The 13,080-nt window shown below is 52.1% G+C and carries 14 protein-coding genes; 4 read left to right on the forward strand and 10 right to left on the reverse strand.

Annotated features, from left to right (window positions below; genetic code table 11):
• From AC07V8_RS25320 to AC07V8_RS25350, 7 genes are all read right to left on the reverse strand, one after another.
• The coding region (locus AC07V8_RS25320; protein ID WP_494681123.1) for a hypothetical protein at positions 1-260 on the reverse strand (260 nt) is incomplete at its 3' end.
• Positions 261-371: 111 nt separating this feature from the next.
• Positions 372-1,367, reverse strand: coding sequence for a hypothetical protein (locus AC07V8_RS25325; RefSeq protein ID WP_494681122.1), 996 nt, complete (start codon positions 1,365-1,367; stop codon positions 372-374).
• A 99-nt stretch (positions 1,368-1,466) separates the two neighbouring features.
• Positions 1,467-3,683 (reverse strand): S8 family peptidase, encoded by a 2,217-nt coding sequence (locus AC07V8_RS25330; RefSeq protein WP_494681121.1) that lies wholly within the window; start codon positions 3,681-3,683, stop codon positions 1,467-1,469.
• The gene (locus AC07V8_RS25335; protein ID WP_494681120.1) at positions 3,670-4,833 is read right to left on the reverse strand and encodes an AAA family ATPase; all 1,164 of its coding nucleotides are present in this window, start codon (positions 4,831-4,833) and stop codon (positions 3,670-3,672) included. Before AC07V8_RS25335 ends, AC07V8_RS25330 begins: the two co-directional genes overlap by 14 nt.
• 119 nt (positions 4,834-4,952) lie before the next feature.
• Positions 4,953-6,500 (reverse strand): hypothetical protein, encoded by a 1,548-nt coding sequence (locus AC07V8_RS25340; RefSeq protein ID WP_494681119.1) that lies wholly within the window; start codon positions 6,498-6,500, stop codon positions 4,953-4,955.
• The gene (locus AC07V8_RS25345) at positions 6,493-7,419 is read right to left on the reverse strand and encodes a terminase small subunit (RefSeq protein WP_494681118.1); all 927 of its coding nucleotides are present in this window, start codon (positions 7,417-7,419) and stop codon (positions 6,493-6,495) included. The genes AC07V8_RS25340 and AC07V8_RS25345 overlap by 8 nt, the downstream gene beginning before the upstream one ends.
• Positions 7,412-7,654, reverse strand: coding sequence for a helix-turn-helix transcriptional regulator (locus AC07V8_RS25350; RefSeq protein ID WP_494681117.1), 243 nt, complete (start codon positions 7,652-7,654; stop codon positions 7,412-7,414). Before AC07V8_RS25350 ends, AC07V8_RS25345 begins: the two co-directional genes overlap by 8 nt.
• A 559-nt stretch (positions 7,655-8,213) precedes the next feature.
• On the opposite strand from AC07V8_RS25350, the gene AC07V8_RS25355 reads away from it, so the two are divergent.
• A complete protein-coding gene (locus AC07V8_RS25355; protein ID WP_494681116.1) occupies positions 8,214-8,645 on the forward strand; it encodes an RICIN domain-containing protein in 432 nt (143 codons plus the stop codon).
• 147 nt (positions 8,646-8,792) lie between these two features.
• Here AC07V8_RS25355 and AC07V8_RS25360 read toward each other — a convergent pair whose 3' ends face one another.
• From AC07V8_RS25360 to AC07V8_RS25370, 3 genes are all read right to left on the reverse strand, one after another.
• Positions 8,793-8,993, reverse strand: coding sequence for a hypothetical protein (locus tag AC07V8_RS25360; RefSeq protein ID WP_494681115.1), 201 nt, complete (start codon positions 8,991-8,993; stop codon positions 8,793-8,795).
• A gap of 132 nt (positions 8,994-9,125) precedes the next feature.
• On the reverse strand, positions 9,126-9,944 hold the full coding sequence (locus AC07V8_RS25365; protein WP_494681114.1) for a class I SAM-dependent methyltransferase: 819 nt from the start codon (positions 9,942-9,944) through the stop codon (positions 9,126-9,128).
• Positions 9,945-10,177: 233 nt separating this feature from the next.
• Entirely contained in the window at positions 10,178-11,071 is an 894-nt protein-coding gene (locus AC07V8_RS25370) for a hypothetical protein (protein WP_494681113.1), read from the reverse strand.
• 327 nt (positions 11,072-11,398) lie between these two features.
• Here AC07V8_RS25370 and AC07V8_RS25375 point away from each other — a divergent pair, with 327 nt between their 5' ends.
• The 3 genes from AC07V8_RS25375 to AC07V8_RS25385 all read left to right on the forward strand — a co-directional run.
• Complete coding sequence (locus AC07V8_RS25375; RefSeq protein ID WP_494681112.1) at positions 11,399-11,797, forward strand: hypothetical protein; 399 nt, start codon at positions 11,399-11,401, stop codon at positions 11,795-11,797.
• Positions 11,797-12,378: a hypothetical protein gene (locus tag AC07V8_RS25380; RefSeq protein WP_494681111.1), complete on the forward strand. Its 582-nt coding sequence runs from the start codon at positions 11,797-11,799 to the stop codon at positions 12,376-12,378. Before AC07V8_RS25375 ends, AC07V8_RS25380 begins: the two co-directional genes overlap by 1 nt.
• Positions 12,365-13,080 (forward strand): hypothetical protein (locus AC07V8_RS25385; protein WP_494681110.1); only part of this gene is annotated, 716 nt, incomplete at its 3' end. The genes AC07V8_RS25380 and AC07V8_RS25385, both read left to right, overlap by 14 nt.

Genomic DNA, 13,080 nt, shown 5'->3' on the forward strand with positions numbered 1-13,080 from the left:
ACGTCGACAATCAGTTCACGGCGATCCGGCAGCGCATCGACGTAGAAGACATTCACGGCGCCAGCCGGCATCGCCTCCAGCGCCGGCACATCCTCGCGCATTTTTCCAATGAACGCATCGCCGATACCGGCGGCCATGGGATTTTGCAGCAGCGACTGGGGATCAGCGCCGTAATCCGAACCGAGATAGCCGTTAGGCGGCGTACTCAGCCAGTGGCTGACCATGGCTTGAATGTCTTGGGCGGTGATAGTCGGTTTCATGGCGATGATGATAGGGCCATCGCCGAGGGTGAGATAAGGGGGTTTTCCTATCGAGACTGCTACAAAGGCGCCGAAGTGCGGAGTAACTTATTGCCGCGAAAATTCGTAAATTTATACGGCGCAATGTTCTGATTTCTGCTGCTTTTTAACGACTTTCAGCACCAAATTGTCAAGCGAGTCCATTTCAATGACATACCCCGCTTTGCCATTTCGCGGCACAATCTGCCCCCAACAATAAACCTTCAAATAATAACCATCGGCTTGTGCCTGTTCAATTTTTTGCAATAACAACGTGCTACCTGTACAGGCACGAATGCGCGACAAAGGCAAATCAATGATCAGCGAGCGGCCACCTTCGTTATCAGCAAACTTCTCGCACTTATCCATGAAGTTGATATATAACCGCTTAGGTGCATCGGCAGGCCATACGCTAGTCCGCGCACCACCGCTTATAATCCGAGTACCATTTTCCGCTGGTGCAATCCAGTTCGGTGGCAATACAGCTTGCCGATAACTGAGTGTTTTTCCACCGATAGTAATTTGATGCAATTTTAGCGCGTCACCTTCATACTGTGCCCAACAGTCAATAAATCGCTCCAATCGTGAGGTGCTGGTGTAACCATCTCGCATACGGACACTTCCGCCTGAAATATCGACATCAACAGGTTCACGCTCGACTGGAGTTTTAACCAACTGTTTGGCAGTTCCAGGCTCCTTCAACGAATCAGCAGTCTTTGGATTAAAAACATCGATCACATTGGTTGTCTTGGCACGTTCCACCCGTGGCTCGCCAGGAACATCGCCACCGGAGTCAACTTCTCCTGGCTGATTCTGCACATGTCCTTGCACCCAAACGCAAGTGTCGAGATGCGGATTCCCCTTTGGAGCACGAAAATGAATCTGACGATATTTCTCGGTGTCTTCCACTAATTTGTTGTAATTCACTCCAGACACAAGCGGGTTATTTTTTTCCCGACAAGCGTCATCTGAGCATTGAAAGACAAAGCGCTTCTGTTGAGATTTGGGCAGATCGAAGAACGCCTTCTGCGCCTCATAAATATCAACGACCTTGCCCAGTTCGACACAATATGCTTCCAGTATCTCCATTAGTCCCCCTGTTATCAATCGACCTCGCCACGCAGGACGAGGTTTGTCAGTTGTTTACATATAATCCCTCGGAGGGATACTTTTGCCCTTAAATAACGACTACACGCGAATAGGCAGCGAAACTTGCGGCTGAATTGGCGTCAAAATAGAGGCATACGCACGCAAAATATCGTTATAGAGATCCGCATGTTTCGGGGCCTCAACTGTAATGACTAAAGCATATCTAATTTTCTCTGCACCGCGAGTCGCACCTCCAGCTTCTCTGGCATTGTAATGAATGTCGAACACCGGTCCATTGAGTGATGTACCAAGCATCCCTTTGTCACCGTGAAGAACTGTCTCCCATTTGCCCATGTCAGAGCGACGCTCCTCCTCAGAAGAGAATTTCTTCATATCGAAAAATCCCTTTGTTTCGGCATTGGTCTTACCATCTTTGATTCGTTCCGAATTTGGTCGGAACACAATATCCAATCCTGCCTTGGTATAAGCCGCAGCATCTTGAGGATCGGTGGGAGACGCATAACAAAATGTTGCCTTTAAACGGATGCGACCATTTAATCCGTCTTTTGGCAACGGCAACGCTGCACGAAGATATTTTCCTGGCTTGAGCTCGCCCTGATATACAACTCGTGCCACTCCAGATGGGCAGGTAATAATAGTCATGATGTCTTCGGGAATTTTTCCCCATCCAACCTCCACCTTATCGTGTGTAGAAACATTCGCCGCATGAACCAACAAAGCTTTGATCGCGAGCGGGGATAACTCGGTTCCCAAAATGGCGCGGATGCCCACAGCGCTACGTAACAAATATGGTGATGCAAAACTTGTTCCTAATTGCGGGGAAAGTGAAGGCTTTTTATTTGCAGACAGGACGTGGAAATATTTTGCGCTATCGCCACCAAAGGCCATCAAATCCGGTTTCACAACACCGGGACTCCGACCTGGACCAATCGCGCTATATGGAGCACGCGCCCAATTCTCCTCCGTCGTATTGGCAGCGCCGACTGCAACGGCATTGACACAATCTGATGGGACTTGAACGCGTGAATTTCCAGAAAGATTATCGAGCTCACCATTGTTTCCAACCGCCACCGTCATAAAGGTATCGCCATCGCTAAGAAGATCATCAATGACTGAAGTCCATGCATGAACGTCAGTGTCTTCAATAGGAAGATCAGGCCCTAGGCTTAAGTTAATAAATTCATATTGGCGGGATAATAATACTTGTTCGATAAATCCCAGAGTTCTATAAAGCTCCAATGGGTCTTCCGTAGTAATGTCATCATCTAACACGCGGAGATGGTCCACAAAGGCATAAGGGCGCTGTGCCATGCCATTAGGCTGAATAGGTCCGAACAAAAATGCAGAGGTGACTGCCAATCCATGCTCGAGCCCACCCGCATCATCTTGTGCTAACGGATCGAGTAATCTGTATGAACGCAACCAAGGAGCTATTGGATGATCCTTTGGAAGGCCGCCGTCCAAAATAGCCACCTTCGGCTCCGAGGACAAAGGCTGTTCAACTGGAAGATTGCAACTTAGCGATACCGAATTGGCTCGAACCACAGGCCGCATACCGCGCAGCAGAGGAACCGGCCGGATGATACGAACAAAAACGAAGGAGGACAATTTTTCGACATTTTCACGGGCTCCTTCAGCAGGAATAAACCACATATTTCCGGCTTGAAAACTGAAATCAGTATGAAGTTCGACATCAAATCCCTTGGCATACTTTTGAAAACCTTGTCGAATAAAGGAAGAGTCTTCATCAGGTAGCAAATGTAAGCCGATTTCAAAAAATCGTTCATCTTTTGAACCATATTTCCGGATGCGATCCTGCGCAGAAAAACTGGAAAAATTTTCAATGTGAGCTAAATCGAAAGCCACGTCTGAGCCCTCTTCGACAACATTCATCCATTCCGCAAGATGGTGAAATACATTGCGTTTTCCGGCAATAAACAATTCAGTCGTTGAGCATTCAGTGGGCTCCCCCTTTTTTTTCCATTTTTCGGGAGTAAGTCTGACTGTCCGGCTTCCAATAGACTCCAATCCCACGGTTCGGAGCAATGCGATTGGAAAATATGATTTGGCAATGTAGCCTGGATTTAGTGTGAGGCGCGCAACACCAAAATCACGAGGACAAGCGTCTGCCGGCAAACTATCCAAATCCGAGGCCGTCTGCACAAGCCGAGATTTAAGTCGCTTCTTGGCTACCGAAAATGGATACACCTCAATCGGATCGCCAAAGCGCTTAGGGCCCTTTATATCGTAAGTTAATAGTTCGCCGCGACCGATCAGAAAATTAGTTTGACTCATTTTTCACAGCTCCCTTTTTGATTTTCTTTTCGCTACTATATTTGCGAATGGTGTCCCTGCTAATACCGGTAATATCGGAGATCGCATGTTGTGTTAATCGAGTCTGCTTAACGAGTAGTACAGCCAAATCAATTCTCGATGGTCGATCCAGCACTAATGCCCTCGACTTAATAAAGTCTTCGATTAATTCAGCATCAGATGCCGTGCCAACAGCAAGGGAACGCCGAAAGCGCTGGATTGAACGCTCTATATCACTGAAAGATTCGCCATTAAAGGCGAACGTCAAAATATCAATCCAACGACCAAATACTGCATAGTCGGGCCCCAAGAATCGTTGAATGGCTTCTTTAACCACCGGCATTTCAGGAAGTTTAAATTCGACTACCAAATCAAAGCGTCGCCATAAGGCAGGATCAATTAATTCAGGATGATTAGTCGCGGCAAGGAGCACGCCCTCTGAAGGCCATTCGTCAACCTCTTGCAGAATTACAGTCACCAGGCGTTTTAACTCACCTACGTCTGAGTCATCACTCCTTCGCTTTGCTATCGCATCAATCTCGTCTAATAACAATATGCAAGGGCTACGTTTCGCAAAATCGAACGCGGCACGGAGATTGTTACCACTTTTTCCCAGTAAGCTGCTCATCACCGCCGTCAGATCAAGAACGTATAGCGGGACACCCAATTGCGTCGCCAGCCAATGCGCGGTCAGAGTCTTACCAACACCGGGTTGCCCCACAAAGATAGCAGAACGAGGGGGGTGGAGTCCCAATGCGACCAATTTCTCTGCCTGCTTTCGCTCTTGTATAAATTGTTGCAATGTCTCTTCAAGCTCACTCGATAACAATGGAGAACCGCGCCCCAAAGGAGTTTTAAATACCTTCAATAGAGACAGGTGCGATTCATCATCTACGGGCAATGTATGTTGCGCTATTGGATCGCTCATAGATTTACGCAATGGGGCCGATGCGCGCGCGGAAGGCTTTGTGCGCAAAAAAAGATCCAGTTGCTCGGCTAACTCAGGATTGGTATTACGGTACTTACGCACCAGTCGTGCAACGAACAGGCGAACGTCCTCCGTTTGCCCAGAAAGGGCCAAGCGAACAACTTGGGCTAAATTTGATTGCTCTTCATTCATTTCGTCCAACATTTAACTAACCCATTGATTTTAAACAGTTTTAAAAATACATTTTACGGACGAAATTATTTTCTCATGTTTTAACGCATTTGTGAAGCAGGCAGGGACAAACAATCATTAGCCGATAACATCTAAGCATTAGCAAACGCATCCTCAGCAGCCTTGCGCGCCGTCTCAATGCCTGACCGCCCAGAGTGATCGCCATCGGATCCGATGTAATGCGCGCTCTCCAAGAAGGCCATGCAAACGGTATCCCACAGGTCGGGCGACGGGATGCCCCCCTCTTTCATCTTGTCCTTGGGCTCGATGTGATATCGAGCCTTCTCATCGAAGAAATAGGGGATCTTGGACGCCTGATCGAGCAGGTCTTGGACGTACTGATTGGAGAACGTGATGCGGGCGTCCTTCACGGCCTCGGCGGCAAGCACTGAACACTGCGCGCGGAGGTTGAAGAAGCGATCCTTGTTTTTCTTTTTGAAGCATGGGTTGCCCCAGTTGATCTTGACGACGTTGGGGCAACCGAGGTTTTCGAGCATCTTGGCGAACTGGATGCCCTGCCCACCAACGTCGACCAGGATCGTGCAGTTGGATAATCGCTGCGTGTAGTGGAACACCTCGCCGGCGATGTGCTGCCAGTCCAGGGCGTTCGAGAAAATCGGCACGTCCATGATGTCCACGCGACGCGGGTCGGCATCGATACGGTCGCCGTTGCCAATCACCCGCGCATAGGTGCCGACGGTCTTGTCTCGGAACACGCCGGCGGCGACGTCGATGATGAACAAATTACCGTACGGTTCGCCAGTGCTGATAGTACGCTCGGCGCCAACCAGCTTCTCTACCTGGCTGCGGCCGAGCAGGAAGCGCTCAGACTGTTCGGGGAACAGGCCCAGCACACGGATCTGGTATTCGACCGAATCCCGCCCGCCGCTCTCTTTCTCGCGCTCCTTGAGCCATTTGGTGGTGGCGAAAGGCGAGCGCTCCGAGTTGAAGCGAAGCGCATGCCAGGAACCGCCATTGCGCGCCGACAGCTTGTGATGCGAGGCATGATGCCGGCCGCTGCTGCGAACGCCCTGGGAGGCAATCAGCGTGCGATTGCATGGCTGCGTCTGCGTGCCGTCGATCACGTCGAAGTGGTCATCGCTCACACCCGCGGCTTCATCGACAATGATCAACTGCGCCCAGCGGTGTTTACCGGCGATGCCAACGGACTGCCCTTTGGCGAGCGCGACACGGCCAACGAACCATTGTTCCTCGAAGCCGGTCACATACACGCGGGTCTTCGTGATGACGAAATAGTCGCACAGCCAGGCATGGGGGCCGTTCGCCATGGCAATCTTCGAGTCCTGCATTTCCTTCCACACGCCGTCCGCTACCTGCTGCAGGTTCGGCGCGCCGATGTAGGTGTTCGACCCAATCTCCAACTTGCCATCGTAGACCGCATAGGGATAGCACAGCAGATGCCAGAGTGCGATACGGCCGAACGAGTTGGTCTTGCCGGTCGAGGTCCCGGAAACCACACTAACCTTGGCGTCCATGGGCTCCATCGCTTGGTATAGGTCAATCTGGTCCGCGCTGGGCGATACGCCGCATACCTCGACGGCGAAGCGCAGCGGGTCAAATTGATACCGCTCTACAAACTCCGGGTAGCGCGGGTCATCCAGCAGCCGCTTCTTAGCCATTCTCGCCTAACCCACGTTCTGCATCCACCTGCCGTTGACGCTCTTGGGCACGCTGCATGGCGCCAGCGAACCTTTCTTCCAACGCTTCTCGGGTATAGCTCTTCTCGACAGCGTCAGCCAGCTTATCTTTGTATAGACCGAAGTGGCGGGCCAGCTTATCCAGAGCATCGGTCTGGTTATGCATCTGAATCTCCAGGCCGTCCTTGGTCTGCTTCACGCCAGCATACAGCGGCAGGCTCTCGCGACCAAGCTTGCGGGTATCAGTAAAGAATGGTCGCCCAACGCCCTCGCCCCAGCATTCCGGGCACTCAGGATGCGGATCGCGGTTGCCGATGAAGCCCAGCCCGCCCTTGTCGTCCCAATCCACCTCAGGGAGCTCGTCCAGTCTGCGCTTCGCGTTGCTTTCGGCGAGGGCCTGCTTGGCATCTTCCATTTCAGCCGGCGTGAATTGATAGCGATGGGCCTCGCCCCAGCAGTAGCGACAATTCACCCGACGATACTGCGTCAGGCTGTTCGGATTCGCCTGCGAGATCTCCACCCAGCGGGAAATCACCATATCACCGTCGAAGATGCCCTGCTCGATGCGATCGTTCATTACCGCATCGACGGCTTTTTTGACCATAAGTTTTGATAAGTTTTGCGACGACTGCTCTTGGGCAGTCTTTGCCGAATATCCCGCACGGATCGCCGCTTGCGTGCCATTCATATCTTTGGTGTATTCGACGATAAAGAGCTTCGTCCGGGGCGGAAGATCGAAGCCATTCACTATCTCTTGCGCACGGCGGAGGCGAGCCTGCTCAGCACTCTCAGCCACCGGAAGCTGATCAGCAACTTCGGGCGCAGCATCTTTCGCCGAATCCTTTACCGCCCTCTTGGTCGCCTTGCGCGCCGGAGGTCGGGACTTAGCTACCTTAGTCATTCACATTTCCTACGCCTGCATGGCCGGCTCGACTAGCCTGAACACGGCTTTCTATCCACGCATCAATGTCGCTAGATAACCAGCCGACAGCCCGGATGCCAACTTTAATGCATTGTGGAAATGTTCCCTTCTTCATGTCGAGATAGATAGAAGGACGGCTTCTTCCAGTTCTTGCCATGACGGCAGGCAAGCGCTCGATCGACAATTTAACGGGGGCTATTTGAGGATGAGGCATTGTGGGACTTCATAGGAGTTAGGCGGACCACTATTAGAATGCATAAAAAACCGCCTCTCCTTGCAGGTTTTCCATTTTCTGATGTAGCTTTCGACTTCCTGACAGGGGCTTTTACAGACATTGCCCTCTACGCTACCGGCATGTTAATCAAACCTGTCCAATTCAAACCAGCCAAACGTGCCACCGAGCACACCAGGCATAGCAGCTGATGATCCCGCCGCTTTAGGCGACGACTATTCGCGCGCCTTTTGATCGCCTGCCAATTGCGCAGCTTTGCCGAGCCATGCTCCCTTATTGCTACGCAACCGTTAATGACGCGATGACCATCTGGATAGGGGATTTTTCCAATGTCATGGTTTGGCAGCCTGGGGCGCACAAAAAAAATGAAGTGTTTTTCTGGTTTGTCAACACGCAAAATTTACAGCTATTAATCACAATGACGCGAATATTAAGATGTTCTGGCGTCGTTTCGGAACCATTGATGGCCCTGGCCAGGCCGAAAATAAGTTCAAGGAAACAACGGGCGAGAAACTACTAACCACTTGAAAAGGAGTTGAAAATGTCTGAGAAATTCATTCAATGGCAGGCGAACACCATTTTTGGCATGGGCGTGGCGGATCAAATCACCGGCGCGGCACTGGGACTATATCCTCTCGTAGGATCGGCGGCAAATTTGGTATGGAACATCGATCTCAGCAAGAACGTGATCCTCCTCGAGGCCGGCGGACAAACATTAGCGGTTGACTTCAAAGATGGGCGGGTTGCCGCCGAGGTGCCGATTGTTCTCTCCGTCTACAATGGGGCGCCAACGAAATCGCAACAATGGAGCTTTACTGCGCGGAAGGGCTACATCACGTCGATGGCGAACAATTCTCTGGTCATCGATGACAAAGACAGGGGCATCAATCCCGGCAATCCGCTCTGGGCTTACCCCTTCAATGGCTCTGTCGCGCAACAATGGAAACCCCAAGATCCATATGCGTTTCTCTGATCCACAGGATCAATAGGTTTTCAGTAATCTGAATTCAAAGTAGAAGTGCAACTTTGTAAAAGTTGCACTTCTAAATTCAGGATTTCCAACTAAAAACATAAAGCCTTAACTGCAAATTCTGCTCATGCCACTACCCACCCGCTCCTTTTATGCATCACCTTCTTTCGTAAATAATGGATAGCTGCCATCGTCCGTTTCCGCTTTCGCGCGGAAATTGGCAATCATCGACCGGCGCTCGACAAATTGCTTTGCCTTGCACGCGGCATCGCTGGCGGCGTCAACGGCACTCTCCAGGATCGAACCCGCCAGAACATCGTTCTGGAGCGCTTCATTTTTTCGGCATAGCACGATCTTCTCTTTGATTGATCAACATTGGCGTCTTTTCGGAGCAAGTTCTAAAGCGCATACGCACCCAATGACAGATTGCGATCCAAAGCAGAACTAGCCAACGCGGGAAAGCAGACGCACAACTGGCGACATTCAGCATTCGATAGTGATAATGTGCGCCTGAATCTTGCCGTCCACAGGACCAGGCCCGAACCGTTGGGCGATGGCTTCCGCAGCGATATCGGTTGCCTCACCAAGCCGTGACTTGCCACGCGCCTCGATTTCGCTACGTAGCGGCGTCCCGTGGCAGTATGCTATTGCAGGGATCCGCGGAGACGTTGCCTGACTGCGCGCCGCGACGGTACTAATGTGTGGTGATGAGCTGAAGCCACCGGCTTTCAGATCTCGCGCAATGGTTGAGAGGTCGTAGTAGCCATGGGGCGTGCGAGTCATGAAGTGCGGCGGATCCTTGGGAAAGAGAGACTCGAGTGCAGTCGAAACTGTGTGAGCGAACTCGTTCTCCTCGATTCGATCCCAAACGTTGAAAATGAGAACGCCCCCTGAGCTGAGAACACGAAGGGCCTCCGAAAACGCCTTCGACTTGTCGGGAAAGAACATGGCTCCGAACTGGCACACCACGGCGTCAAACACTGAGTCCTCGAAGGGCAGTTGCATAGCGTCTGCTTGACGCCACTCCACAGGGCGCGTGGTCCCGACCGCTGAAGCCAAGTCCAGCATCGGCTGATTCAGGTCCGTGGCAACAATGGAGGTGCTTTCCGGTAGCACGGATGCCAGCTTGCGAGTCACAATACCCGTGCCGGCGGCAATCTCGAGCACACGAGTAAGAGACCGAGAAGCTACCCGATTCACCAAGTCCGCAGCATACGGTTCAAAGATCAGCGGGACAAGATACTCTTCATAGAGCCTCGGGATTGAGCCAGTGAAGGCTTTGTCGATATCGGGACTGTTCAAGGTGTTCTCCTTTGCGTCACGGCCATCACGTTCTTACAGCTATTCGACGGACCAACCGACCTCCATACCGAATGATAATACGATCACGATGACAGGTGTTCGGAGAAATATTAGCCATCAACCGTGTGTGACCGCTATTGGGGAAATTTCCGGTGGTCCAGCTGTGGCCGATAGCAGCTGTCCGCACTCAAACATTGACTGCATGCTTACGTGAATTCTCTCGCGGCAGCTAACTAATCATATTCAGCCGTCTTGCCCCGGCAGAATACATACAACTGCCCGTTTCGTTTTCCTGGAAATGCGTAGCCATTGGCGTCGCCAACTTTGTTCAGCGTCACCATTGTTGTATCGCCCTTGATACGAACATTCTTAATCGCGGACTTTATCGCAGTGGAATCACCATCCACAAACAACGCCAAGAATCCGCCGTCGGCCTCAGAGAGATTCACAGATTGAATTGGAATGTCGCCAAACGTATAGCCGCCAGGCACAACAATCTCATGATTCCAAATCTCGTTTTGTGGCAGCCTGGTTGCCTTCCCGAGCAAATTCGCAATACCGTTATCGCTAAAATTTAGTTTTTGACAATTCAATTGCGCTGAAAGCTGTTTATTCTTGCCCGTGGCGGGACTTGCTTGCACACTGGTAGTTTTCTTTTCTTTCAACTGGTAGCGGCCATCGAATGGCACATCACCAAATAAGCCAGCACACGATTGGAGTTGTACTTGAAGTCCCGGTGACGTAGCGGTCAAGGTCATGGCGCAAGTTCCTTCTGCGTATCGCCACTGAGCTCCGTTGAAAACCAATTGCCCGCTACCTGAGCCAGAACGGAGATTGCCGGGTTTTCCTTTTTCCATTGCTTCGAGTTCGAATTTCCCATCCGGGTGAATGGTCAGCGAGCGTTCGAAGTTCCGATCAGTGGCATCATAGGACCCCGGCATGGGATAGCTGGCAATACTTCCGGCTTCTGTATTTGCAGACGAGTCGGGGGTTTTCTGTAGCGCTTTCTTGATACCGTCCTTGAGCATTGAACCTATATTGATTGTTTCAGCATGGGTTACTGATGCGGAAAGGGCCAATGTCAGAGGAAGGACATTCAGGATGATCCTTAGGTTTGATATTTTCATGAGGTTTCTACCTGAGAAAAGTAACTTCGAATGAGAGATCCTAGCGATGGCATTTGTTGCCCGTAGGAATGATTGCATATTTATCTCGAAATGGATAGGTGACAGTCTGTAGCTATTGGCAGGCTCAGATCGATCAATCGCATCGAAGCTCGACCTTAATTTTCCCTGGCGGCCGTGCCAGATCAAGTTTGAGCCAATACGAATAATGGATAGCTAGCATCGTCCGTTGCCGCTTTCGCGCGAAAATCGGCAATCATCGATCGGCGCTCCACAAACTGCTTTGCCTTGCACGCGGCGTCGCCGGCGGCGTCTACCGCAGTCTCGGGCGTGTCAGGTACGGATGACATTGGCCTTGAAAAGCTCGTGATCTTGCGCGGCATCCTGACAGCCATTAAAGAAGGTGATACGACGCCGGAACAAGCTTTCGCGAATGCGGACACTCCAGCCGCGCCGCCAAAGATGCCGCAATCCAAGTCGGCAAAGGCCGCCGAACCGGCCCACGCCCCCGAAAACGTTCCGCCACCAAAAACCGACGAGCTGCCTCTGCAGGAACCGAAGAACGAATCGCCGCTTTCCGAAGCGCAGTTCGACTACCTCAAGATGAAGCTGGAAACGGCGGCCCTGAGCTCGACTGACATTCAGAGGCAGTTTGGCTTTGCCATGGCAGATATCACGAACGCCAATTTCAATGACGTTCTGGCCTGGATCAAGAATCCGGCGGCCTGATGCTTACTTTCGACGAACCCAGCCACGTATATCGCTGGCACGGCGAAGTTGTGCCCAGCGTGACGCAAATTCTCAGCCCATTGGTCAATTACGCGATGGTGCCGCCCGGAACATTGGAGCGCGCCAGGTTGCTAGGCCAGGCAGTCCACCGCATGACCGAGTTGCACGACCTGGACGATCTTGATGAAGAGAGTTTGGCGCCGGAAATGCTGCCTTACTTGGCCGGATGGAAGAAGTTTCGCGCCGATACCGGCTTTGTTCCGGACTCCATCGAGAAGCGCATGTATCACCCGCTCCACGGCTATTGCGGTACGTCCGACCGCACAGGCGAAGTCCGTGGCCGGCGTGCTGTCCTCGACATCAAAAAGATGATGACGTTGGGACCAGTGATAGGTCCCCAGCTCGCCGCCTACCAGGCAACGCATAACTTGGAAGGTGCCGCGATTGTCGACCGCTACGCCTTGGGATTGCGGCCCGATGGGACATACCGATTGGTTCCTTATACGGACCCGACAGATTTTGCAGCATTTATATCACTTTTAACTTTACGAAAATGGAAAGATAAACATGGAATTAGTTGAGGAAATTCGTCCTACCACCCTACCCGCTCTGCCTCAGAAGGCAGCACTGGAGAAAGTCGCCGATAGCGTGAACGCCGTCGCGAACTCAATCACTATCAACTCGCCGGCCATGTATGAGATTGCGGTCGAAGAGCTAACGGACCTGCAGCGCAAGGTTGACGACCTGACCGAGCAACGCTTCAAGATCACCCGCCCGATGGATGCATCGAAGAAGGAAGTCATGGACCTGTTCCGTGGCCCCATCGAACGCTGCGAAGCCGGCATCGCGTTTCTCAAGAAACTCATGCTCGACTATGTGACCGCCGAAAAGAAAAGAGCTGCTGAAGCCCAGCGCATCGCCGACGAACAGGCCCGCCAAGAGCGTTTGCGCCTGGAGAACGAAGCGCGTGACCAGCAAGCAGCGGCAGACCAGAAGGTTCGTGAAGCCCAGGCCGCAGCAGAGAAAGCGGCTGCTGCTACCAAAGCTGCCGAAGAAGCTACCGCCGCCGGCGATATCGAAGCAGCAAACAAGGCCAGTGCTGAAGCACTCGCCGCCAACCAGGTGCAAGCAGCGGCTCACGCAGATGCCCAAGTAGCCCACGCGCGCGTCACGCTCAATCAAACCATCGCCAGCGTCATGAGCGCGCCGGTCGTCGCCAGCGCGGCGCCAAAGATTGCCGGCGTGTCGACTTCAGAGCGCTGGACCGCCGAAGTCACCGACCT

The sequence above is a fragment of the Collimonas sp. GW821-FHT02H07 genome (genome assembly GCF_059421505.1).

Bases quoted from the DNA above. Each gene is read 5' to 3' on its own strand.
- AC07V8_RS25335 (WP_494681120.1), bottom strand. From the start codon at position 4,833: ATGTTGGACGAAATGAATGAAGAGCAATCAAATTTAGCCCAAGTTGTT.
- AC07V8_RS25340 (WP_494681119.1), bottom strand. From the start codon at position 6,500: ATGGCTAAGAAGCGGCTGCTGGATGACCCGCGCTACCCGGAGTTTGTA.
- AC07V8_RS25325 (WP_494681122.1), bottom strand. From the start codon at position 1,367: ATGGAGATACTGGAAGCATATTGTGTCGAACTGGGCAAGGTCGTTGAT.
- AC07V8_RS25350 (WP_494681117.1), bottom strand. From the start codon at position 7,654: ATGCCTCATCCTCAAATAGCCCCCGTTAAATTGTCGATCGAGCGCTTG.
- AC07V8_RS25330 (WP_494681121.1), bottom strand. From the start codon at position 3,683: ATGAGTCAAACTAATTTTCTGATCGGTCGCGGCGAACTATTAACTTAC.
- AC07V8_RS25345 (WP_494681118.1), bottom strand. From the start codon at position 7,419: ATGACTAAGGTAGCTAAGTCCCGACCTCCGGCGCGCAAGGCGACCAAG.
- AC07V8_RS25355 (WP_494681116.1), top strand. From the start codon at position 8,214: ATGTCTGAGAAATTCATTCAATGGCAGGCGAACACCATTTTTGGCATG.
- AC07V8_RS25380 (WP_494681111.1), top strand. From the start codon at position 11,797: ATGCTTACTTTCGACGAACCCAGCCACGTATATCGCTGGCACGGCGAA.
- AC07V8_RS25370 (WP_494681113.1), bottom strand. From the start codon at position 11,071: ATGAAAATATCAAACCTAAGGATCATCCTGAATGTCCTTCCTCTGACA.